The organism is Streptomyces sp. NPDC054794, from assembly GCF_053611585.1.
In genome coordinates, this window is record NZ_JBSHAQ010000004.1 from 242,790 (window position 1) to 263,199 (window position 20,410).

24 protein-coding genes are annotated in these 20,410 nt (G+C 70.9%); 9 read left to right on the plus strand and 15 right to left on the minus strand.

Going from position 1 to position 20,410, the window contains the following annotated elements:
- The first annotated feature begins 114 nt into the window (after positions 1 to 114).
- On the plus strand, positions 115 to 768 hold the full coding sequence (locus ACWGKT_RS06085; protein ID WP_453272663.1) for a DUF6518 family protein: 654 nt from the start codon (positions 115 to 117) through the stop codon (positions 766 to 768).
- Between the two features lie 81 nt (positions 769 to 849).
- On the opposite strand, the gene ACWGKT_RS06090 is transcribed toward ACWGKT_RS06085, so the two are convergent.
- Positions 850 to 1,803 carry a cupin domain-containing protein gene (locus ACWGKT_RS06090; RefSeq protein ID WP_453272664.1) on the minus strand — a complete coding sequence of 318 codons (954 nt, stop codon included), beginning with the start codon at positions 1,801 to 1,803 and terminating at the stop codon, positions 850 to 852.
- Positions 1,804 to 1,930: 127 nt separating this feature from the next.
- On the opposite strand from ACWGKT_RS06090, the gene ACWGKT_RS06095 reads away from it, so the two are divergent.
- Positions 1,931 to 2,707: an MBL fold metallo-hydrolase gene (locus ACWGKT_RS06095; RefSeq protein ID WP_453272665.1), complete on the plus strand. Its 777-nt coding sequence runs from the start codon at positions 1,931 to 1,933 to the stop codon at positions 2,705 to 2,707.
- A 42-nt stretch (positions 2,708 to 2,749) separates the two neighbouring features.
- Here ACWGKT_RS06095 and ACWGKT_RS06100 read toward each other — a convergent pair whose 3' ends face one another.
- The 3 genes from ACWGKT_RS06100 to ACWGKT_RS06110 all read right to left on the minus strand — a co-directional run bounded on the left by ACWGKT_RS06100 (position 2,750) and on the right by ACWGKT_RS06110 (position 5,128).
- Positions 2,750 to 3,790: a polyprenyl synthetase family protein gene (locus ACWGKT_RS06100; protein ID WP_356150805.1), complete on the minus strand. Its 1,041-nt coding sequence runs from the start codon at positions 3,788 to 3,790 to the stop codon at positions 2,750 to 2,752.
- A gap of 330 nt (positions 3,791 to 4,120) precedes the next feature.
- Complete coding sequence (locus tag ACWGKT_RS06105; protein ID WP_453272666.1) at positions 4,121 to 4,882, minus strand: metallophosphoesterase family protein; 762 nt, start codon at positions 4,880 to 4,882, stop codon at positions 4,121 to 4,123.
- 21 nt (positions 4,883 to 4,903) lie between these two features.
- Positions 4,904 to 5,128, minus strand: a complete 225-nt coding sequence (locus ACWGKT_RS06110) for a hypothetical protein (RefSeq protein WP_453272721.1) — start codon at positions 5,126 to 5,128, stop codon at positions 4,904 to 4,906.
- Between the two features lie 305 nt (positions 5,129 to 5,433).
- On the opposite strand from ACWGKT_RS06110, the gene ACWGKT_RS06115 reads away from it, so the two are divergent.
- The gene (locus ACWGKT_RS06115) at positions 5,434 to 5,919 is read left to right on the plus strand and encodes a hypothetical protein (protein ID WP_453272667.1); all 486 of its coding nucleotides are present in this window, start codon (positions 5,434 to 5,436) and stop codon (positions 5,917 to 5,919) included.
- Positions 5,920 to 5,932: 13 nt separating this feature from the next.
- Here the strand turns inward: ACWGKT_RS06115 and ACWGKT_RS06120 are convergent, their stop codons facing one another.
- Positions 5,933 to 6,769, minus strand: a complete 837-nt coding sequence (locus ACWGKT_RS06120) for an oxidoreductase (protein WP_356150809.1) — start codon at positions 6,767 to 6,769, stop codon at positions 5,933 to 5,935.
- Positions 6,770 to 6,937: 168 nt separating this feature from the next.
- Between ACWGKT_RS06120 and ACWGKT_RS06125 the strand changes: the two genes are divergently transcribed.
- Positions 6,938 to 7,612, plus strand: a complete 675-nt coding sequence (locus tag ACWGKT_RS06125) for a TetR/AcrR family transcriptional regulator (protein WP_356150811.1) — start codon at positions 6,938 to 6,940, stop codon at positions 7,610 to 7,612.
- A gap of 50 nt (positions 7,613 to 7,662) precedes the next feature.
- Here the strand turns inward: ACWGKT_RS06125 and ACWGKT_RS06130 are convergent, their stop codons facing one another.
- Together ACWGKT_RS06130 and ACWGKT_RS06135 are read right to left on the minus strand one after the other, a co-directional pair.
- Positions 7,663 to 7,923 (minus strand): hypothetical protein, encoded by a 261-nt coding sequence (locus ACWGKT_RS06130; RefSeq protein ID WP_453272668.1) that lies wholly within the window; start codon positions 7,921 to 7,923, stop codon positions 7,663 to 7,665.
- 259 nt (positions 7,924 to 8,182) lie between these two features.
- Entirely contained in the window at positions 8,183 to 8,476 is a 294-nt protein-coding gene (locus ACWGKT_RS06135) for a hypothetical protein (protein ID WP_356150815.1), read from the minus strand.
- Between the two features lie 221 nt (positions 8,477 to 8,697).
- Here ACWGKT_RS06135 and ACWGKT_RS06140 point away from each other — a divergent pair, with 221 nt between their 5' ends.
- The 5 genes from ACWGKT_RS06140 to ACWGKT_RS06160 all read left to right on the plus strand — a co-directional run bounded on the left by ACWGKT_RS06140 (position 8,698) and on the right by ACWGKT_RS06160 (position 11,692).
- Positions 8,698 to 9,264 (plus strand): hypothetical protein, encoded by a 567-nt coding sequence (locus ACWGKT_RS06140; protein ID WP_453272669.1) that lies wholly within the window; start codon positions 8,698 to 8,700, stop codon positions 9,262 to 9,264.
- A 352-nt stretch (positions 9,265 to 9,616) separates the two neighbouring features.
- Positions 9,617 to 10,249: a nucleotidyltransferase family protein gene (locus tag ACWGKT_RS06145; RefSeq protein WP_453272722.1), complete on the plus strand. Its 633-nt coding sequence runs from the start codon at positions 9,617 to 9,619 to the stop codon at positions 10,247 to 10,249.
- A complete protein-coding gene (locus tag ACWGKT_RS06150; RefSeq protein ID WP_453272670.1) occupies positions 10,246 to 10,530 on the plus strand; it encodes a BON domain-containing protein in 285 nt (94 codons plus the stop codon). The genes ACWGKT_RS06145 and ACWGKT_RS06150 overlap by 4 nt, the downstream gene beginning before the upstream one ends.
- Positions 10,527 to 11,327 (plus strand): metallophosphoesterase family protein, encoded by an 801-nt coding sequence (locus ACWGKT_RS06155; RefSeq protein ID WP_453272671.1) that lies wholly within the window; start codon positions 10,527 to 10,529, stop codon positions 11,325 to 11,327. The genes ACWGKT_RS06150 and ACWGKT_RS06155 overlap by 4 nt, the downstream gene beginning before the upstream one ends.
- On the plus strand, positions 11,324 to 11,692 hold the full coding sequence (locus tag ACWGKT_RS06160; RefSeq protein ID WP_453272672.1) for a low affinity iron permease family protein: 369 nt from the start codon (positions 11,324 to 11,326) through the stop codon (positions 11,690 to 11,692). Before ACWGKT_RS06155 ends, ACWGKT_RS06160 begins: the two co-directional genes overlap by 4 nt.
- A 36-nt stretch (positions 11,693 to 11,728) precedes the next feature.
- Here the strand turns inward: ACWGKT_RS06160 and ACWGKT_RS06165 are convergent, their stop codons facing one another.
- From ACWGKT_RS06165 to ACWGKT_RS06200, 8 genes are all read right to left on the minus strand, one after another.
- A complete protein-coding gene (locus ACWGKT_RS06165) occupies positions 11,729 to 12,448 on the minus strand; it encodes a UdgX family uracil-DNA binding protein (protein ID WP_453272673.1) in 720 nt (239 codons plus the stop codon).
- 53 nt (positions 12,449 to 12,501) lie between these two features.
- A complete protein-coding gene (locus ACWGKT_RS06170; protein WP_453272674.1) occupies positions 12,502 to 13,065 on the minus strand; it encodes a hemerythrin domain-containing protein in 564 nt (187 codons plus the stop codon).
- Positions 13,066 to 13,593: 528 nt separating this feature from the next.
- Positions 13,594 to 14,511, minus strand: a complete 918-nt coding sequence (locus ACWGKT_RS06175) for a LysR family transcriptional regulator (RefSeq protein ID WP_453272675.1) — start codon at positions 14,509 to 14,511, stop codon at positions 13,594 to 13,596.
- 88 nt (positions 14,512 to 14,599) lie between these two features.
- Positions 14,600 to 16,303, minus strand: coding sequence for an NAD-dependent malic enzyme (locus ACWGKT_RS06180; protein WP_453272676.1), 1,704 nt, complete (start codon positions 16,301 to 16,303; stop codon positions 14,600 to 14,602).
- Positions 16,304 to 16,479: 176 nt separating this feature from the next.
- On the minus strand, positions 16,480 to 16,938 hold the full coding sequence (locus ACWGKT_RS06185; protein WP_356150833.1) for an SRPBCC family protein: 459 nt from the start codon (positions 16,936 to 16,938) through the stop codon (positions 16,480 to 16,482).
- Positions 16,939 to 17,444: 506 nt separating this feature from the next.
- Positions 17,445 to 18,596 carry a vWA domain-containing protein gene (locus tag ACWGKT_RS06190; RefSeq protein WP_453272677.1) on the minus strand — a complete coding sequence of 384 codons (1,152 nt, stop codon included), beginning with the start codon at positions 18,594 to 18,596 and terminating at the stop codon, positions 17,445 to 17,447.
- Positions 18,589 to 19,497, minus strand: a complete 909-nt coding sequence (locus ACWGKT_RS06195; RefSeq protein WP_453272678.1) for an AAA family ATPase — start codon at positions 19,495 to 19,497, stop codon at positions 18,589 to 18,591. Before ACWGKT_RS06195 ends, ACWGKT_RS06190 begins: the two co-directional genes overlap by 8 nt.
- Positions 19,490 to 20,410 carry an XdhC family protein gene (locus tag ACWGKT_RS06200; RefSeq protein WP_453272679.1) on the minus strand — a complete coding sequence of 307 codons (921 nt, stop codon included), beginning with the start codon at positions 20,408 to 20,410 and terminating at the stop codon, positions 19,490 to 19,492. The genes ACWGKT_RS06195 and ACWGKT_RS06200 overlap by 8 nt, the downstream gene beginning before the upstream one ends.

A 20,410-nucleotide genomic window follows, 5' to 3' on the forward strand; every position in this document is an offset into this window, starting at 1 on the left:
GGCTGATCCGCGCGGCGGTGCGGGAGCGGCACGAATACCAGCGGTGTATACATGCCGTGTATAGAGGCTGTGTATAGTGCGTCGCGTCCTGGGACCGTGACTGTGGAGGCCACGATGACGACGACCACTACTCCGAGCCGACCGGCCGCCCCGGGGATCAGGCTGCGGGCGTGGGGCGGCCGCGTAGGGGCAGCGACGGGCGGCGGCCTGCTGTTCGGCGTGCTCACCAACCTGGCCCAGGGATGGCTCCCCGGGGCATGGAACCAGATAGCCAACTCCGGCGCCGTCTGGTCCGCTGCCGCGTTCGCCGCCGGAGCCCTGCTGCAGCGGCAGGGCCGGTTGTCGCAGTCCGCGATCGGGGGTCTCGGCGCGGAGGTCGGCCTGGTGGTCGGCTACTACGGATACGCCGAATTCGGCCGCGACGGTATCGGGGACCTCGCCTTCCCGCTCGTCTGGCTCGGCATGGCCTGCGTTGCGGGCCCGTTGTTCGGCGTCGCGGGCCACTGGTGGCGGCGCGGACAGGATGCCCGCCGCCGCGTCGCCGGCCTGGCCGCGTTCGCCGGACTCTTCGGCATGGAGGGCCTGGCCTACGCCTGGAACCTCCACTACGCCCCACAGGCGTGGACATGCCTCGCGCTCTGCGTGCTGATCCCGCTGCTCATGGCTCGTACACACAAAGAGCGCGCCCTGACGCTCGGCGCCGCCGCACCCTGCGCACTCCTCGCCTACGCCCTCATCGAGCTGCCCCTCCAGGCCATCTCCGGCTGACATTCCGACTGCGGGTGTACGTCTGCCAGGACCGGGTCTGGCAGCGATCCGCCCCGGCCTCCACTCAGGGACGCGATCGGATCACGCCGGACGGTGGTCGGCCCGGTGGTGGCTCGGTGGCGTCCCCCATTGACGCGCGAAGGCACGGGAGAACGCCGATACCGAGGTGTAGCCGACGCTCTCAGCGACGACCGACAGCGGGTCAGCGGTGTCGCGGAGCCGTCGGCCGGCCAGTTCGAGGCGCCAGCGGGTGAGGTAGGCCAGCGGCGACTCACCGACACGGTCGGCGAAGCGCCGGGACAGCGTGGCGCGGGAGACACCGACCCCGCGAGCCAACTCCTCCACGGTCCACGGCCGGGCCGGGTCCTCGTGCAGGAGCGAGATCGCGGCGGCGATCTCCGGATCGCGCAGGGCCGGCACCCATGAGGTGCCGTGCTCGCCGTGCTCCGCGGCCCATCGACGCAGGATATGGACGAACAGAACGTCGGTGAGCCGGTCGATGACCGTCCGGGATCCGGGGCGGGGCTCGGCGAGTTCGGCCGTGAGCATCCGAAGCGTGTCGGCGAGCTCGCGCCGCTCGCGCGATTCGCCCGCGGCGGCGTGCAACACGAGCACGGGTGGGAGCGCGAGCAGTGGGCGCGATACGCGGCCGTCGAAGCGGTAGCCGCCGCAGATGATGTGCGTGCGGGGACCCGGTCCGGGGACGTGGATCTCGGATTCCCGGTTTCCGTCTCTGTTTCCGTTCCCGTTTCCGGGGAGCGTTGCCACGAGCTCGTCGTACGGAGTCGCCGGACCGGTTGAGGCACCGGACATCACATGGCCGGCCCCCACGGGCAGGAGTACGAGATCGCCGGTGACGAGCCGAAGCGGCTCGGCCCCTGGTCGCCGTAGCCAGCAGGAGCCGTCGACGACGGCGTGGAAGACGGCGATCGGCATGCGCGGAAACTCGATGCCCCAGGGCGACGCCGCGTCGACCCGGGCCAGCACGGTCCCGCCGACCTTGGCGGCGGCAAGGACATCCGCCAGCGCGTCCATGACGGCAGCGTACTCGACGCCGTGAGACGTACGGCAATGAATGTGCGCGCAACAAGCATGGATCGGCTCATTCAGCACCCATAGCGTCGAGACGCCCGAACAAGTTTCACCCTGAACGGAGAACTCCGTGCCCCGCACGAAGGTCATCCCCCTCCCGGTCCTGGGGAAGCGGAACATCAACGCCTACCTGCTCCTCGGCCGCCGACCGGTCGTCATCGACGCCGGCGTCCCCGGCAGCGGCCGCAAGATCCACGACCGCGTCGCCGAGCACGGCGTGGACCCGAGCGACATCTCCACGATCGTCGTCACCCACGGCCACATCGACCACTTCGGCGGAGCCGCCGAACTGAGCCGTCTGACCGGCGCGCCGATCGCCGCACATGTCGGCGATCTCGGGCCGTACACCAGTGGCCGGGTACGCGAGCCCTATCTGCCGACCGGCATGCTGGGCAGGCTGTTGTCCCCGCTACCGCCTTTCCATGCCGAAGCCGAGGCGTTCACACCGCGGATCCTCGTCCGCGGCGAGATGCGGCTGGAGGCGTACGGCATCGAAGCCCGCATCGTCCCCACTCCGGGCCACACTGCCGGGTCGATGTCCGTCCTCACGGACGCGGGCGATCTCGTCGCCGGCGACCTGGTCGCGACACCGCTGTTGGGCATGCTGCGCCGCCGCCCCTCGAACCCGCCGTTCCACGACGACCCACTCGGCAATCTGGCCAGCCTGCGGCGGATGCTCGCACTGGGACCCGCGCGCCTGCATGTGGGCCACGGCGGCCCGTTGGACCCGGGACGGGTGGAGCGGTGGGCGGTGAAGGAGCAGCGGCGGCTGGATCGCCTGGCGGCGAAGGGGCGGTTGCGGGTGCGCGCGGACGGCGGCGTCGGGGATGGCGATCGATCTCCGTGACGGATCCGGCAGGGCGGACGACCTGCGGGGCTGGCACGCGCGTCAGTGATCCCGTCCGGTGACGAACTGCGTCAGAGCGATCAGCTCCGCCGCGGCGGTCGGGTCCGGGTCGGCGGCGTTCAGCCGGTCCATGGCCCGCTGGATGTGCTGGTCGGCCTGTTCGACGGCCCAGGTGAGGGACCCTGTCGCCGCTACCAGGTCGGCCGCCCTTGCCACCTCGGCCGGTGAGAGCGGTTCGGGGCGGGCGTAGAGACTGCGCAGTTCTTCGCCCGCCGCCCCCCCACTGCCCAGCGCGGCCGCGATCGGCAGGGACTTCTTGCGCGCGGCCAGGTCCGACCCCGCCGGCTTGCCCGTGCGGACTGGATCTCCCCAGATCCCCAGGCAGTCGTCGACCAGCTGGAAGGCCACGCCGACATGGGTGCCGAACGCCCGCAGATGCCCCACCCGCTCCTCGTCCGCGCCCGCCGCCAGCGCCCCCAGACCGCACGCCGCGGCGATGAGGGAGCCGGTCTTGCCCGCGGCCATCGCCTCGCATTCCGCCACGGAGACCGCCGCACGGGACTCCAGGAGGATGTCGGCGTACTCACCGTCGATGAGCTGCTGCACCGCGGCGGTCAACTGGCCGGCCGCTGCCTCGCCCAACGGCGGCGGGGTCTCGGCGAGGACCCGGGTGGCCAGGAAGAACAGCGCGTCCCCGGCCAGGATGGCGGCGGGTACCCCCAGCTGGACCCACAGGGCGGGCCGGCCCCGGCGCAGCCGGTCCTGATCGATGATGTCGTCGTGCAGCAGCGAGGCGTTGTGGACCAGTTCCACCGCCACCGCCGCCGGTACCCCCGTCTCCGGGCCGCCCCCCGCCGCGGTGCCCGCCAACAGCGCCAACGCCGGGCGCAGCGCCTTGCCGTCGTTTCCGGCGGACGGTGCACCCGTCAGGTCCCACCAGCCGAAATGCACACCCACCAGATGCCGGATCCTCCCCGGCAGCCCGTCGACCGCCTGCCGCAGTGCGGGCAGCGTCACCGCACCTGCCTCTGCCAGCACCTGCCGGGCGGTCCGTGCCGACCGCTCAGAGGAGGCCACCGTCATCTCCAAACACCTCTCCAGCGCGGAAACCGAGGCATCGTGCCTCACTCAGTGGACGGGAAGCCCGCCCCGGGCGCCAGACGACACAGCGGCACGGACAACGCGGCAGCCCCACCCGGAGCGTCCTCGACGCGAGGAGAAGCGTCTCGCACGGCCCCCGCCACCACCGCCGACGACTTGCCGAACGGGTGAACTACGCCCCGGGCCGGCAGCACCGGGAACTGGTGATCGGGGAGCCGTAGCTCGACTGCGCACAGGCCGAGCCGGTCATGGCCGGCGACAGCCGGAACGCCCTGGGCCGGGAGAACACCGCCCGGCTGTGGATCGGGGGCATCACTCCGTCTGCCTACGTCCGTCCCGTGGGCCGAAGGCCGCGAGGGCGTCCGCGTCTGTGGCACGCGCGTGCAGGAAGTAGTCGCTCCATTGCTCGATGTCCGGGTAGGACGAGTCCCGGCTGACCTGGGCGACGGCGGCCTCGATGTCGAAGTCGGTGTGGCGCAGTTCGGCGCCCGGGCCGAGCGTGGCCCAGTGGGCTCCGCTTCGGCCGTAGGGCATACCGACGCTGCCGGGGTTGATCACCAGGCGACCGTGGGCGAGGCGCACGAACGGCATGTGGGTATGACCGCAGACCACGGCGCGGACATCGGCGTCGAGCCCGCTGAACACTTCCGCCCAGCGGTCGAGGGACGAGTCGACCAGGACAACCTCCTCGTCGCCTCGGGGAGTTGCGTGGCAGAAGAGCACCTTTCCCAGACCGCGGACGGACAGGGAGAGCGACCGGGGCAGTGCGCCGAGGAGTTCGAGGTGGTCCTCGCGCAGCTGTTGCGCGGCCCAGGGCGCGATGGGGTCCGGGATCGAGTCGCGTTGTCCGCGGCGGTACTCCAGGAGTTCACGGTCGGCGTTGCCGCTGATCCAGGCAACCCGGTCACCGAGGCTGGTCAACAGGTCGAGGACCTGGGCCGGTTGCGGGCCCGCGGTGATGTCGCCGGTGAGCACGATGCGGTCAGCGGCGCTGACGTCCGGCTCGGCGAGCACTGCTTCCAGCGCGGGCAGGACCCCGTGAATGTCGGACAGGACGGCTACTCGATTCAACATGGTCACCACTGATACCTCCACTCAGGCCGTCCGGATGCCGATCGTGCGCAGTCTCTTTGTGGCACGTGTGAGGGCGACGTAGAGGTCTCTTTCGCCGCCGGGTCTGGCCGTGACGATCTCGTTCGGCAGGACGACGATGACGGAGTCGAACTCCAGGCCTCGGCACTCGGATGCCGGGACGAGCCGCGCCTGTTCGGTGATGGGGGAGGTGGCCAGTTCGTCGGTTCTGGCGTCCGGGCAGATCAGCGAGCAGTTCGCCCGGGTACGCGGCGGTCAGGGTCTGGATTTCGCGGGCCAGGACCGCGGTCAGTGTGTCGGCGCACGCCATGACGTGGCGAGGGGCCTCGCCGTGTCGGATCGACCGGCTCGGTCTCTGGCCGGGGGCGGGCGATTCGTGCGAGCAGGTTCTGCGTGCTGGCCAGGATCTCTTCTGTGGTGCGGTGGTTGACGGTCAGCGTGTGCACGGCGAACCGGGGAACCAGCCGACCGCGACCCGGTCGCCGATCCGCCGGCCACGGTCCTGGGCGCCGTTGCCCAGGTTCATGGGACTCGTGCCCACCATCATCCGCGACCTGCTGGGCCTGCACAGCGGTCTGTTGAACGGTGCCACGGCCTTCGTCGAGCCTGCCACGGCCGGCGTGGCAGGCCTTTTCCTCGGCCGGCTGACCTCGCGCCGCACCACGTTCGTGGGCGCCGCGGGCGTACTGCTGGGAACCGCGGTGATCGAGGCCGGCGTCGCGGCCGGAACGCTCTCCCTGCTGTGGGTGGGAGGCGTCATCGGCGGCGTGGGCTTCGGTGCCTCGTTCCCGGGCGCCGTCCGTACCGTCGCCCCGCTCGTCCAGCCGCATCAGCGGGCCGGGCTCTTCGCATCCGTCTACCTGGTCGCCTACCTGAGCTTCGGCGTGCCGGCGATCGTCGCGGGACTCCTGATCGCCCCGGTCGGACTGCTGAACACCGTCCTCGGTCACGGGGTCGCCATCCTCGTCGCGGCGGCCTTCGGGCCGGTCGCGCAGTACCGCGTCGAGAGGCGCCGCTGACAGCGCATGCCCGTCAGGCCGGAACCCCGGAGGCGCGCTTGATCAGTGCGTCGAACGTCCGGTCCGGGAGAATCCTGCTGAGGAGGACCAGGGGAGTGGCGCCGAACCCGGCCCGGTAGCGGGTCTTCGGGCGGCGGGCGGTGGCGGCCTTGGTGACGGTCCTGGCGATGACCGCGGGCGGCGAGGTCATACGGCCGCCTCGGGAACTGCCTTCCAGCGTCTTCGCCATCGCTTCGGCCTGCTTCGCGTAGGGGCCATCGCCGCCTGAAGTGCGCCGGAGCTTGTCGGCGGCGATGTCGCCCCATTCGGTCTGGATGGAGCCCGGTTCGACGACGGTCACATGGATGCCGAACGGTCGGGTCTCCATGCGCAGGGCGTCGCTGAGAGCCTCGACGGCGTACTTGCTGGCGTGGTACCACGCGCCCAGGGGTGTGGTGAACTTCCCGCCCATCGAGCTGATGTTGACGACCGTGCCGCTGCGCTGGGCGCGCATGTGCGGCAGGACGAGTTGGGTGAGGCGGGCGAGGCCGAAGACGTTGACCTCGATCTGGGCGCGGGCCTCGTCCAGGGAGACGTCTTCGAGGGCGCCGTACGAGCCGTAGCCGGCGTTGTTGACCAGGACGTCGATACGGCCCTCCGCGTCGATGATGCGTTTGATCGCCGCCGTGAGCGAGGCCTCGTCCGTGACGTCCAGGGACAGGGTGTGGACGCCGTCCTCGGCCAGGGCGGCCATGCGATCCACGCGGCGGGCAGCGCCGTACACGGTGTAACCGGCCTCCTTCAGATGGCGGGCGATGGCTTCGCCGATGCCGGACGAGGCTCCGGTGACCAGGGCAACCTTGCGAGACATGATCGAAAACCTCATTGGGCGTAGGGCGTGGCGGTGAGGGGCGCTCACGTGGATACATCGCCGCGCTGGGGGTGCGGGCCCGAATTACAGACCTGCGGTCTCTTTCGACTCGAACGTAAGAGACCGCAGGTCTGATGTCAAGAGACCGGTGGTGCGTAATATGACCGCATGACGTTCCAACGCGCGCGCAACCAGGAGCAGCGAGAGATCCGACGCCAGGCGATCCTGGACACCGCGGCCGCGATGCTCGACGAGATGCCCGTCTCGGCCATCAGCCTCAACGAACTGAGCCGCCGCGTCGGCCTGGCCAAGTCCAATGTGCTGCGGTACTTCGAGTCCCGCGAGGCGGTCCTGCTCGACCTCCTCGTCCTCGCCGCCCGGACGTGGCTCGACGAAGCCGCCGAGCGGCTGCCCGCCCGCATCGACGCCGGAGCCGGGCCGCGGGAGCGTGCCGATACCTTCGCCGCCGACCTGGCCGATTCCCTGGCGAGTCGCCGCGTCCTGAGCGACTTGATCAGTGCCCAGGCCGGTGTGCTGGAGCACAACGTCTCCACCGAGGTCGCCCTGCGCTACAAGCGCGCCGCCCTGGAAGGCCTCATCGGCTTCGCGGACCTGATCCGTCGCGCGCTTCCCGAACTCGACCAGGACGCCGCCGCCGAGGCGGCGCACACCGTCATCGTGCTCATCGGCGCCCTGTGGACGCACAGCCACCCGGCCCCCGCCGTCAAGGCCGCCTACGAGGCCGACCCCTCACTGGTCGTCCTGCGCCTGGACTTCACCGAGGCTCTCGGCCGGTCGCTCGCCGTCTACCTCACCGGTCTGCTCGCGCGGGCCGGGTACTGACCCGCACGATCACCAAAGCCGGGGGAGAGGTCTCAGGGGGGGCCGCACCGTCATGCGCTCGGCACGTCGTCGCTGGGAAAGCCGGCAGGCAAGCCCGCGGCCGCCAGCGCCTGCCCCAGGTCGTCCACGGTCGGAGCGCCCTCCAGGGGCCTGCCGTTCGCGCCTCGATAGAGCCGGCAGGACACGCTCGGCTCGGCACCCGGAACGGCGAACGGGTCCACGCCGTCAAGCAGTACGGTCGGCGAGTCCGTCATGCGCCGCCGCACGGCTTCGGCCTCGTCGGCGACTGGCGAACGGGTCCACGCCGCCAAGCAGTACGGTCGGCGAGTCCGTCATGCGCCGCCGCACGGCTTCGGCCTCGTCGGCGACCTCGACCAGCTCCACGACGGCGGAGCGCCCCGCCAGCGCCGCCGTGTTCCGCCGCTGGACCAGCGGGGTGTTCGGGCAGCCGGGACCGCCAGCACGGTGACTCGCATCATCTCGCCTCGTCCTCCCTGTCCAGTACCTCAGTCGACGAGGCGGCGGTCAAGGCGCCCGTTGCGCGGGTTGCCGGCCACGGGCGCCACCTCGTTACGGCTGGGCCGTCTCCAGGCCCTTCAGGTTCTTGTCCACGGCGTCGCCGATCTGCTTCTGCATGATCTCGGTGGCGTACCGCTGGACGGTCTTGTCGTCCACGCCCTCGCACGAGTCGGGGCGGTCGGATGCGGCGGCCTTGTCACCGGCGGCCATGGCGTCCTTGAACTGCTTCTCCATGGCGGCCTTGCAGGCGGCGGGGTCGGCCTTGGAGTCGCCGCCACTGCCGCAGGCGGTGAGGGCAGCGGTGAGGACGAGCAGGACGGTGCAGGCGGCTGTGCGGGTCTTCATGTTTCCCCCAGGATCGGCTGATGCTGCTGAAGGATCATGATGCACACCGTGAGGTCACTGTCCGGGCGCTGTGGCAATCCTGTGACTGAAGGGTGGCAGGGCGCGGATCACGGCGGCGGTTGCGGCCCGACGTCCGCCCGAGGGATGGGCGTCGGGCGGGTTCTCGGCCACAGTGGACGTACTCGGTCGAGGGGGAAACCGTGGCGGGGGAAGGAAGAGCGATGACGGAACCCGGGCTGTTCGAGCTGGAATCTGTCGTGGTGGGCCAGCCGAAGCGATCACGGTGGCGCAGATACGTGGGCCCCGCCCTGGGCGTGTCCACCGTGGAGGGGGCCCCGCTCGCCTGGGTCACGTTCACCGACGACACGTACTGCGTCCTCACGACGACGTCCGGTGAGTTCATCGTCCGTATCGAGCAGTTCGGGCCGGTGGAGTTCCGCTTCACCGACGCCGCGGACCGGGAGGTCGGCACCGCCGGTGCCAGTGGACTCGTCAAGACCCGGCAGTTGAGCCTCCGGACGGAGCAGGGACGCCAACTCCTCCTCACGCGGCTGGGCCTCGTGTCCACCGAATGGCATCTCACGGAGACCGATCCGCAAGGGGGCCCGACGCCGGAGATTCTCGGCCGGGTCACGGTGAGCACCATCGACTCGTGGACCGGGCTGCAGCAGTACGTCGTCGAAATGGTCCCGAGCCTGGACGCCTCCGAGCGGCGGACCATCGTCGCCTCGGTCGTCTGCCTGCACCAACTCCGCCGACCTCCGGGCGCCAGCGCCTCGCCGGCGTGAGAGGGGGGCAAGCAGCTGGGCCAGTCGGCAAAGGCCGCCATCAGGGTGTCCGCCCTCAGCAGCAGCTCCAGGTCAGAGGTTCCGGTCAGGCGGACGGCACCTCATTGCGCGCACCACCTTGCGAAGAAGTAGCCGCGCTCCGGGTACCCGGTGGGCACCACCTTGTACAGGGTGTCGTCGGCTGTCGACGGGGTACCGGGGAGGGGATCCCGAAGCATCCGTGGGGGAGGTCACGGAGGTTTCCATGGCACTGCGCTTCCCGCCCCGCACGGCACGGCAGCATGGGCGACGAGCCGATGACCTGAGGGTCCCGCCTTCGTCGACCGACGTGGAGGACCGCAGTCGGCCGTTCATGGAGGAGCCGATGTCGAACCCGGCGCCGCAGGGGCAGGACCTGCCCCTTGATCGCAGCCAGGCGATCCTGGAGGCGACCAAACAGGTGGGCGCCATTCTCAAGCGGGCCGGACACAAGTTCGCGCTGGCCGGCAGCGTGGCCGTCTATGCCCACGGTGCCGCCGGGCGACTCCAGCACGACGCGGACTTCTGCGTCCTGCCCGAGGACGCGGAGGCGGTGGCGGCCTCGCTGACGGAGGCGGGCCTCACCGTGCGCGTGCCGCCGGAGGACTGGCTGCTGAAGACCACGTGCTTCGAGCAGGACGTCGACATCATCTTCGAGCTCGCCCACCAGCCGGTCACCCCCGCCCTGCTGGCCCGCGCCGAGGAACTCCCCGTGGACTCCGTACGCATGCCGGTCCTGTCGCCGACCGACCTCCTGGTCAGCCTGAACACCGCCTTCTCGGAACACCACTGCGACTTCGGTGCCGTACTCCCCGTGGCCCGCTCGCTGCGTGAGAAGGTCGACTGGCAGGAGGTGCGCGGCCGTTGTGGCGACGAGCCGATGCCCGCCGCGTTCCTCTTCCTCCTTGAGCGCTTGAACGTCATCGACGCCGACACGAAGTCGGCCGCACAGCAGGAGCGCCCATGAGCGGCCATGGTGCACAGCCTTCCGGCGCCCTCGAAGCGGGGAGCCCGGAATACCGCGTGGCTCATTTCGCCGAGCGGCTGGCAGAGGGCCACTGCGGCGAGCTGGGAGTGCGGGCCGAGGCCCGGGCCGGGGCGGTCCTGCTCACGGGCACGGTCCCGTCCGCGCAGTGCCGCGACGACATTCTCCGTACCGCCCGTGAGGAACTGGCGGGCCTGCCCGTGCACTGCGACATCGTCGTCGCGGACACCACCCCTCCCGACCACGCGGAGGAACTCGCATGATCCGGATAGCGGCCGTCGGCGACATCCACATGGGCCCCGAGAGCCAGGGCACGCTCCGCCCCGCCTTTGAGACGCTGCCGGACTGCGCCGACGTCCTGCTGCTGGCAGGCGACCTCACCCGGCACGGCACACCCGAGGAGGCGCGGGTCGTGGCCCGGGAGATCAAGGACCTGGGAGTCCCGGTGGTCGCCGTCCTGGGCAACCACGACCACCACGACGGGTGCCCGGACGAGGTGACGGCGATCCTGCGGGACGCCGGAGCGGACGTCCTGGAGGGCGAGGCGACGGTCGTCACCAGGGGCGGCGCCCGCATCGGCGTGGCGGGTACCAAGGGGTTCGGCGGCGGGTTCGTGGGTCGGTGCGCCGGCGAGTTCGGCGAGCCCGTCATGAAGGAGTTCGTCCGCTACTCCCGCCACCGCGCGGACAGTCTGCGTACCGCCCTGAAGGAGCTGGGCGGGCGGCGGTGCGATGTCCGGATCGCCCTGACGCACTTCTCGCCCGTGCCCGAGACGCTGGCCGGTGAGCCCTTGGAGATCTACCCGTTCCTCGGCAGCTATCTGCTCGCCGAGGCCATCGACACGGCGGGCGCCGACCTCGCCGTCCACGGACACGCGCACTCCGGCACGGAACACGGCATGACCAGCGGGGGAGTGAAGGTACGCAACGTGGCGCAGCCCGTCATCGCCCGTGCCTTCCACGTCTACCGGCTGACCGGACCGGATCGAGGGGCGCCGTCCGGCGGAACGGCGGGGCTCCACGATCTGGGCCCCGCCCCGCACCACAGGATGATCGAATGACCACCCCGCACCCGGCGGAGCGCTCACGCAACGGCCGGGGCTGGTTCGAGCGGTTGGCCGAAGAGGCCTCCAACTTCACCAGCTCCATGGTCTTCTACGGCCTGTGCCTCGCGCTCGTAGCCGCCTTCATCGCCATTCATGCCGCCGGTCTCGCGCTGGGCTGGCAGCTGTTCATCGGTGACGTCATGACGTCGGTCAACCTTCTCCTGCTGGCCCTGCTGAAGAACTCCGAACGCCGTGCCGAGCATGCCATCCAGCGCAAACTCGACAGCATCGCCGCCGCCCTGCTCGCACAGAAGGAGGGGGAAGCGGGCCAGGCCCATGAGGACCTGCGCAAGGCGATCCGGATGGAGGAGAAGCTCTGACGCCGACGGAGGCGAAAGTCCGGGGCCGGGGCCGACTCACGCCTCCTTCGCGCTCGACAGTATGTCCGCGACCACCCGGAGATCGGAGACAAGACCCGCGTACACGGCGTCGCGATCTTCGGCACGCAGGACGGCGGAAGGGTGGATCGTCGCCACCAGACCGCGTACGGCCCCAGCCGCGCCGCCCTGTTCACCGCTCCCTTCGGCACCCGGACCCAGGCCCTGATCCGGCCAGGGCAGGAGGGCGCCGCGCTGCTCGGACACGCGGAACGACGAACCGAGGAGGGCCTTCCCCGCGGTGCCACCGAGCGCGACGACCACCTCGGGTGACACGAGCCGCAGTTCGGCCATGAGCCACGGTCTGCACGCGGTCATCTCCCGCAGGTTCGGTGCCTTGTGAATACGGCGCTTACGCCCTTCCTGGACGGTGAACTTGAAGTGCTTCACCGCATTGGTCACGTACGTGTCCTCGAACGCGATGCCCGCGTCCTCCAGCGCACGCTGCAGAACCCTGCCGGCCGGACCGACGAACGGTTTACCCTGCCGATCCTCCTGGTCGCCGGGCTGCTCCCCGAGGAGCAGGACGCGGGCGGAGGCGTTCCCCTCGCCGAAGACCGTCCGCGTCGCGTTCTCGTGCAACGGGCAGCCGCGGCACTGGGCCGCGGCTTTACGGAGCCCCGCGAGACCGGCACGGCGGCTCGGCAGGTACGGCGTGGCGTCGTAGCCCTGCTTCCGATCACCGGTTGTCGTGGCCACGGCTCATCACCTCCCGCCGGCCCGCGTCCGCTGCCGGCTCCTGGGGTCTACCGTCAGTCGAGCTTCCCGCGGCCGCTCATCGCATCGCGCAACCGGTCGACCAACCCCGCACCCGGTGCCAGCAGTTTGTTCGCCGGCGGCTCGTCCGGGGCGGAAGGGTGGGGGCGGGTCGGCGCGATCTTCTTCGCCCGGCGGACCTTGTCGCCCAGATCGTCGAGAGCGGCGGGGGGACAAGCCGCGCGCAACCTCGGGAAGAGGTTCTGCTCCTCGTCGGAGAGGTGCGTCCGCACCTCGCTCATCAGGGAGCCCATCAGCAGGTCGAACCGAGGGTCGTCCGCCTCGCAGCCCTCCAGGTCCTTCATGATCCGCTCGGCCTTGGAGTGATCCTCGATCTCCTTGTCGGCCAGCGCGTCTCCGCCCGCCACGTGTTCGCGCACGGCCGGGTAGAGGTAGGCCTCCTCGGCCACCGAGTGCCGGACCAGCTCCATCGTGGCCTGGTCGGCATACACCTTGCGGTTCTTGGCACCGGGCGGCAACGCCTCGATTTTGCCGAAGATCTCCTCCACTTCCCGGTGATCGGTGACCAATTCGTCGATCACATTTCCGCCGTGTCCCATGTCGTCACCTCCGGTCACACCGCGACGGTCCGGACGGATCCGCCGCGGCCCCGAGTGCCCGCCGTCGGCGGGCTCACACGAATGCGCGTCAACCGCTCCGAATTCGCGGTGAAGGGCGCAAGGCGCAGAGCAACTGGTGGTGAGTCCTGCCCGATCGGGGGTACTCGCTCAGTCCGGCGGCGACTGGGAAAGGAATTGCCGCGCAGCCGCTTGAAAGACTTGAACAGCTGATTCCGCGGCGGCTCCTGCGGAAACGACCAGATTCCTCGATGCTCCTCGGTCCCGAGGCCGGTGGGCTGAATATCCCCGACACAGAAAGTAGTTGAGTTCCGTGCCAGCGCGCACTGTAAAGAAGGAAGTCCTGCGCGTGCCCGAAACGGGATGGGCGAAAGCTCATCACGTGCGGGGCAAGGGTGTCCGCACCTGCGTTTCCCCGGTCCGGGACACCAGTTCCCCGCCGTCGCGGCATACGAGCGTCGAGTGCAACATCATCAGGGGAGACGACTGACCGGACGAGCAAACAAGGCTTCAGGTGATCCCCGTAGCCGTTCCTCCTGCTTCCGCCGCCGTACGCAACGCGTGGTCCATGAAACGCTTCGGAGCCGGGGGCAGGGTGCGGGAGGCCAGCCAGGCGATGCCGATGTCGCGGGCGCCGTGGACGTCGGTGACCTCCAGGTAGCGGATGGGGAGGTCCGGGCTGGTCTCCGGAGCGTCGCGCGAGACGGGGATCAGGGACACGCCGAGACCGGCCGCGACCAGTCCGCGCAGGGTCTCCACCTCCTCGCCCTCGAAGGCGACGAGCGGGCTGAACCCGGCCTGACGGCACAGCGTCTCGGTGATGCTGCGCAGGCCGTAGCCGGGTTTGAGCACGATGAACTGGTCGTCGGACACCTCGGCCAGCCGGACCCGTCGGCGTTGGGCGAGGCGGTGGCGGGCGGGGACCGCGAGCCAGAGGGGTTCGACCAGGAGACATCGCCAGGCGATGAGCGGGTGGCGGGGGTCCTTGCTGGTGATGATCAGGTCCGCGGTGGCATCGAGGAGGATCTGGGCGAGGCCGTTCTCGTCGGACTGGTGCAGTTCGAAACGGACGCCGGGGAAGCTCTGGCCGAAACCGGTGACGAGCTTCGGTACGAGCCAGGTGCCCAGGGTGTGCAGGAAGGCCAACGAGACCACGCCGGCGTCGGGGTCGACCACTTCGGCCACGGCCCGCAGGCCCCGGTCGTAGCTGTCGAGTACGGCGTCGACGTACTCCTTGAACACCCGCCCGGCCGGAGTCAGTTGCAGGACGCGGCCGACGCGATGGAAGAGCTCCGCGCCGACCTCGCTCTCCAGCCGGTTCAGGGCCCGGGAAAGGGCGGGCTGGGTGATGTGAGCGTCGGCCGCCGCGTCGGTCACCGTCGCACCCCCGGCCACGGCCTGGAAGGAGCGCAGCACCTGCAGATCCATGCCCCTCATTCCTTCACTGGCGGCCGCCGCGCCATCTGCCGCAGGCGCCCGCGAGCGGCCGTCGTGCGGTCACCGCGCCTGCGGGATGTCACACGGCCTTGATGGGCGGGTAGACCGGCTGCCACATCGCGGCCCGGACGCGGTCCTCGATGGAGTCGTCGACGGCAGCGTGGGTGACCCCGTCCGCGGCCGCGGCGCGGGCGACGGCCACAGCGACGGCGGCTGACGTCTCCCGGAGCTGGTGCGTGAGGGGCAGGATCGGGGCGCCGGGGGCGGTGGCGTCGGTCTGCCCGGCGACCGCGTGCGCGGAGGCGACCAGCATGCCGTCCGTGATGCGGTCGGCTCGGGCGACGATCGCGCCCAGGCCGAGGCCCGGGAAGATCAGCGCGTTGTTGGCCTGGCCGATCTGGTACCGGACGCCGCCGTACTCGACCGCGGGGAAGGGGCTGCCGGTGGCGATCAGGGCACGGCCGTCGGTCCAGGCCAGCAGGTCGGCGGGGACCGCCTCGGCCAGCCGGGTCGGGTTGGACATCGGCAGGATGATGGGGCGCTTGGCGTGGGCGGCCATCGTACGGACCACGTCCTCGGTGAAGGCGCCGCCCTGGCCCGAGGTACCGATCAGGACGGTCGGCCGGACCCGCTCGACGACCTCGGCCAGCGGGATGCCACCCACCTTCTCGTCCCGTCGCCAGTCGGCGACCTGATCGGCCGGGCGGGCGTAGCGGACCTGGAAGTCGCGCAGGCCCTCCTGGCCCTCGGCGAGCAGGCCGTAGCGGTCGACGCCGAAGATGCGGGCGGTGGCCTCCTCGGCGCTCAGCCCATCGGCGACCATGGCGTCGCGCAACTGGTCGGCGATGCCGATGCCGGCGGTGCCCGCGCCGAAGATCACGATGCGATGCTCGCGCAGCGGCACACCGCTCGCCTGCACGCCGGAGAGTACGGCGGCAAGGTTGACGGCGCCGGTGCCCTGGATGTCGTCGTTGAAGGTGAACTCGCTCGGGCGGTAGCGGTCCAGGATGCGGCGGGCGTTGGCGGGGCCGAAGTCCTCCCAGTGCAGCAGGGCGTTGGGGAAGAGGCTGCGGGCGGTGGTGACGTAGGCGTCGATGAAGGCGTCGTACGTGTCCCGGTCCACGCGCGGATGCCGGTTGCCGAGGTAGAGCGGGTTCTCCAGGAGTTCCTGGCGGTTCGTACCGACGTCCAGCATGACCGCCAGCGTGCGGTTCGGGTCCACGCCGCCCGCGGCGGTGTAGACGGCGAGCTTGCCGACCGAGATGTCGATACCGCCCACGCCCCAGTCGCCGATCCCGAGGATCGCCTCGCCGTCCGTGGCGACGATCAGGTCCACGTCGTTCGGACCCAGGTCGGCGGCCTTCAGCGCGCGCTCGATCTCCTGCGGGGCGTCGACCGACAGGTACACGCCCGCCGGACGCCGGTATTCGTAGATGTAGCGCTCGATCGCGCTGCCGACGGTCGGGGTGTAGACGATGGGCAGCATCTCGTCGAGGTGGTCACCGAGCAGGCGGTAGAAGAGCACCTGGTTACGGTCGTGCAGCGCCGCGAGATTCACGTTCTTGGCCAGATCGGTCGGCTGCGCCGCGTACTGCTGGTACGCCCGTTCCGCCTGCTGCTCCAGGGTCAGCACCGCCGGCGGCACCAGGCCCACCAGGTCCAGTGTCTGCCGTTCCTCGCAGGTGAAGGCGGTGCCCCGATTGATCCGCGGCTGGGAGAGCACGGCACGTCCGCGCGCGGTCGTCTCGATACGTCCCTCGGTCGCGTTCCATCGGGTGTTCATGATCGACTCCTTGTCGCTACCGGTATCCGTGATGTCGGCAAGAGTCGATCGCCCGGCTCGCATACGTCCAATGCCTGGAATCGAGGTGATCAATGAATCTCAGGCATGCATGGTGCGGCACCTGCGGGTTTTGCCTTTTCTTGGCGTGTGTTCCGTCGGGGCCGCTCACGTATCCGTCAGCCCGGCTCGATCGCCGACTCGGCCGCTCCCTTGATCCGGGCGCCGAAGCCGTCGGCGTCCTTTCGGGCCGCGGAGAGGGCCAGGCCGACGAGCAGCTTGCCGAGCCCGTGGCCTTCCAGGACGTTGAAGATACGGACACGAGTCCTGCCGCCGGGCAGCGACTCCAGGTCGTAACCACCCTCTCGTGCCGTGACGCTGTTCTTCGACACCTCGGCCCACCGGAGCTTCACGGGGGCTTCGAGAGCGGTGATGCGGATCTCCCGGGCGGTCTTCATCCCCGCGTCCTTGACCGTGCTCCGGAAGACCGTACCCACGGCGGTCGCGGTGTCCGGGACCCGCTCGATCCTGAGTACCCGGGGGCTGAACTCCGGATCGTTGCGTCCGTCGGCGAGGTAGGCGAACACCTTCTCGATCGGCCGATCGACCTCGACCGTCGCCTCGAACTGTCCTGACATGGCCACTCCTGATCGGTCGAGCCGCGACGCGCCCGCGCCGCGTCGGCAGGCGTCCGCCGGACCGCTGGATGACGTGGGATCCGCCTCGCGCACGCGTGCAGGAACGCGACAGCCGCGCCGCCCATCGTGTCGTAGCGTCACCGCGACATTACGGGATCGGCGGGCCTGCCGCGAGGCGGAGAGCACGACGATGAGGGGGCCGGCCCGGACTGCCGCTCGTCTTCCCGGGACGTACGGTCGCCCGGGCCACCGGCCGCTTGGTTCGCCTCGGTGCGAGGCCGAGCCGTACGCGTCGGAGGGTGGTGGTAGGGGCGGTGATCGGTTCGGTCCTGGCGACCCGGACGAGATGCAGCCGCCCTGCGTTGGGTTCGACGTCCGTGCCGGGGAGTCCGGCAAGGCGGGCGCTCCTGGGCAGGGGAGCCAGGAGAGCGTCCCGGCGCTGGACGGCGTGCCGCAGGATGGCCACTGCCTGAGTGGCCGTCAGATCCCGCTTTCGGGGACGGGGTTCAGCGCCTGCGGCCCGGGGCGGACAGGGCCGCCGTGAAGTCGTCGAGGGCTGCGAGGTTGTGGGCGCTCACGACCGCGTCGCAGTAGGGCAGCGCGGCGGCCATGCCGGCGACGAGTGGGCGGTAACGAGGGTTTGCCGTACGTGGGTTGACCCAGACGATGCGGTGAGCGACCCGGGACAGCCGGGCCATGTGGGTGGCGAGGTCGGTGGGCGTGCCGGTGTCCCAGCCGTCGGAGATGATGACGACGACGGCGCCGTGCGCCATGCCGCGTCGGCCGTACCGCTCGTTGAAGTCCGCGAGGCACTCCGCTATCCGGGTGCCCCCGGACCAGTCCGGGGCCGTGCGTCCGGCCCGTGCGAGGGCGTCGTACGGGCCGGCCCGGCGGAGGGTGGGGGTGAGGCGGGTGAGCCGGGTGGCGAAGGTGAACACCTCGGCGTGCGCGGCGCGCGTGGCGCAGTAGAGCAGTTGCAGCATCGCGCGGGCGTAGGGCTCCATCGATCCGGAGATGTCGCAGAGCACGATGAGGTCGCGGGGGCGGGTACGGGGCACGAAGCGCCGCAGTCGCAGCGGATGTCCGCCCGTGCGTCGGCTGGTGGAGAGGGTGCGGCGTACGTCGACGCGCCGGCCGTGGAGCGCGGTGCGGTGCCGACGGGAGGGTCGGGCCGGGGTGCGCAGCACGATGGTGCGCATCAGCCGGGCGAGCCGGCTCAGTTCCTCGGCGGACAGGTCCGCGAAGTCGCGGGTGGCGAGTCGGTCGAGCGGGCTCGCGGCGAGGGGGACGGGTTCCTCCCGCCGCTGTGCGCCGGTCTCGCGGCCGCGTTCGTCCGTGGTGGGCCGAGCCCGGGCGCCGTGGACGCGGCCGGAGAGGACGGCCTGGAGCGTTCGGGGTGGGTCGCCGGGCTGCCCGCGCTGTGGTTCCAGGTCGGTCGGGGCGCTGAAGACCGTGCGGAAGACCGCGTCGAACGGCTCGATCTGGTCGCGGTCCGATACGAGGGTGGTGAGCGCGCAGTGTCGCAGTTCGCGTGTCGTCCGCGGGGAGAGCAGGGTGAGTGCGCGGGCGAAGCCGCGGGTGCGGTCGGGGCCCACCGAGATCCCCGCGTCGTGCAGGGCGGCGGTGAACGAGGCGGCCAGTTCCGGCAGGTCAGCCATCGGTGCCGGCCTCCGCGTCGACCAACTGCGCGAGTCCCGCCCGGCGTACGGCCTCCAGGTCCTCGGCGTACTTGAGCACCGCCCCCAGGGTGCGGTCGGCGGTATCGGTGTCGAGAGCGGTGAGCCCCAGCGCGTGCAGCGCGCCCGCCCAGTCGATCGCCTCGGCGATGCCGGGCGGTTTGGTGAGCTCCTGCCGGGCACGCAGGCGTGCCACTGCGCGTGCCACGCGCGGGGCCAGCCACTCCGCCGACTCCGGTACCCGTTTGCGGATGATCGCGGCGACGCGCGCGGTGTCCGGGTAGTCGATCCAGTGGTACAGGCAACGGCGCTTGAGCGCGTCGTGCAGATCCCGGGTGCGGTTGGAGGTCAGCACGGCCACCGGCGGCACCGTGGCCGTCCGGGTGCCCAACTCGGGGATGGTGACCGCGGCATCGGCCAGCAGCTCCAGCAGGAACGCCTCGAACTCGTCGTCGGCGCGGTCCACTTCGTCGATGAGCAGCACGGCGGGCCGTGGCCCCGGGTGGGAGATCGCGGCGAGCAGCGGGCGGGGCAGTAGGTAGTCCTCGGCGAACAGGTCGGCGTCGCGCAGGGACTCCCCACGGGACTCGGCCAGCCGGATGGCCAGCAGTTGCCGCGGATAGTTCCACTCGTACAGCGCCTCGGCCGAGGACAGCCCCTCGTAGCACTGCAGCCGGATCAGCGGGGTGTCGAGCACGGTGGCGAGTGCCCGCGCCGCCTCGGTCTTGCCGACGCCGGGCTCGCCCTCCAGCAGGATCGGCTGCCGCATGCACACGGCCAGCAGCAGCGCCGTGGTCAGGGCGTCGTCGGCCAGGTAGCCGACGGCGTCCAGCCGCGAGCGCAGGGCGGGGACATCGGCGGCGAGGGGGTCGGGGTCAGGCATGGGCGTAGGGGGAGGGATCGTCGGCGAAGGCGTGCCGGCACCCCGGCCCGCAGAAGTACACTCGGCCGTCGGCCCGGTCCAGGAAGAGGGTGGTGGGGGTGATCGCCAAGGTCATGCCGCACACCGGATCCACGCCCTCGGCCCGCGGTACGGCGGCCTCGGCCACGGGACGCGCGGTCCGCGCCGCCTGCGGCCGCAGCGCGATGATCTCGGCGTACACCGACAGCGCGACCTCCGTCGGGGTGCGTGCGCCGATGTCCAGTCCGGCCGGGGTGTGGATGCGTGCGCGTTCCTGCTCGGTGAGCCCCAGCCCGGCGAGCACCGCCGTGCCGCGCCTGCGGCTGGCCACCAGCCCGATGTACGGCACTCCGGCCCGCGCGGCCTCGATCAGTACGGGCTCCTCGTCGCGGCCGTGGGTGGCGACGACCACGACGTCCAGGTCGACGGGCAGCGGCTCCCCTGGCGAGGCGGGTCGGGCGTCGAAACCGAGGACACGACCGATGTCCAGCAGGGCGCGGGCGATGGGCGCGTGCCCGTGGACGTACGCCAGCGCCGGCGGGAGGTTCGCCTCCAGGAAGATGTCGAGCGTCCCGCCCGACAGACAGGGGTTGGTCACCGTGACCAGGCCTTCGTCCGGCTCGGGTGCACCCTGTCCCGCCGACTCCTCCGTCGGCGTGATCCGCAGCAGCAGCGACTCGCCGGTCTTCAGCACCCGCAGGCTTTGAAGTCGCACCGTCGTCTCGGCGCAGGTGCCGCCCACGAAGCCCTCCACGGTGCCGTCGGGCAGCACCAGTGCGCTGTCCCCGGGCTTGGCGCTGGTGGGCCGTTCCGCGCGGACGACGGTGGCCAGCACGAACGGGGTCCGGCCGTGCCGGAGTACGTCCGCGAGGGTCAGCAACTCCGTGTTCGTCAT

Bases quoted from the DNA above. Each gene is read 5' to 3' on its own strand.
- ACWGKT_RS06155 (WP_453272671.1), top strand. From the start codon at position 10,527: ATGATCCGGATAGCGGCCGTCGGCGACATCCACATGGGCCCCGAGAGC.
- ACWGKT_RS06200 (WP_453272679.1), bottom strand. From the start codon at position 20,410: ATGACGAACACGGAGTTGCTGACCCTCGCGGACGTACTCCGGCACGGC.
- ACWGKT_RS06100 (WP_356150805.1), bottom strand. From the start codon at position 3,790: ATGACGGTGGCCTCCTCTGAGCGGTCGGCACGGACCGCCCGGCAGGTG.
- ACWGKT_RS06125 (WP_356150811.1), top strand. From the start codon at position 6,938: ATGACGTTCCAACGCGCGCGCAACCAGGAGCAGCGAGAGATCCGACGC.
- ACWGKT_RS06170 (WP_453272674.1), bottom strand. From the start codon at position 13,065: ATGGGACACGGCGGAAATGTGATCGACGAATTGGTCACCGATCACCGG.
- ACWGKT_RS06145 (WP_453272722.1), top strand. From the start codon at position 9,617: ATGGAGGAGCCGATGTCGAACCCGGCGCCGCAGGGGCAGGACCTGCCC.
- ACWGKT_RS06185 (WP_356150833.1), bottom strand. From the start codon at position 16,938: ATGTCAGGACAGTTCGAGGCGACGGTCGAGGTCGATCGGCCGATCGAG.
- ACWGKT_RS06135 (WP_356150815.1), bottom strand. From the start codon at position 8,476: ATGAAGACCCGCACAGCCGCCTGCACCGTCCTGCTCGTCCTCACCGCT.
- ACWGKT_RS06120 (WP_356150809.1), bottom strand. From the start codon at position 6,769: ATGTCTCGCAAGGTTGCCCTGGTCACCGGAGCCTCGTCCGGCATCGGC.
- ACWGKT_RS06085 (WP_453272663.1), top strand. From the start codon at position 115: ATGACGACGACCACTACTCCGAGCCGACCGGCCGCCCCGGGGATCAGG.
- ACWGKT_RS06105 (WP_453272666.1), bottom strand. From the start codon at position 4,882: ATGTTGAATCGAGTAGCCGTCCTGTCCGACATTCACGGGGTCCTGCCC.
- ACWGKT_RS06180 (WP_453272676.1), bottom strand. From the start codon at position 16,303: ATGAACACCCGATGGAACGCGACCGAGGGACGTATCGAGACGACCGCG.
- ACWGKT_RS06150 (WP_453272670.1), top strand. From the start codon at position 10,246: ATGAGCGGCCATGGTGCACAGCCTTCCGGCGCCCTCGAAGCGGGGAGC.
- ACWGKT_RS06175 (WP_453272675.1), bottom strand. From the start codon at position 14,511: ATGGATCTGCAGGTGCTGCGCTCCTTCCAGGCCGTGGCCGGGGGTGCG.
- ACWGKT_RS06190 (WP_453272677.1), bottom strand. From the start codon at position 18,596: ATGGCTGACCTGCCGGAACTGGCCGCCTCGTTCACCGCCGCCCTGCAC.
- ACWGKT_RS06140 (WP_453272669.1), top strand. From the start codon at position 8,698: ATGACGGAACCCGGGCTGTTCGAGCTGGAATCTGTCGTGGTGGGCCAG.
- ACWGKT_RS06195 (WP_453272678.1), bottom strand. From the start codon at position 19,497: ATGCCTGACCCCGACCCCCTCGCCGCCGATGTCCCCGCCCTGCGCTCG.
- ACWGKT_RS06160 (WP_453272672.1), top strand. From the start codon at position 11,324: ATGACCACCCCGCACCCGGCGGAGCGCTCACGCAACGGCCGGGGCTGG.
- ACWGKT_RS06090 (WP_453272664.1), bottom strand. From the start codon at position 1,803: ATGGACGCGCTGGCGGATGTCCTTGCCGCCGCCAAGGTCGGCGGGACC.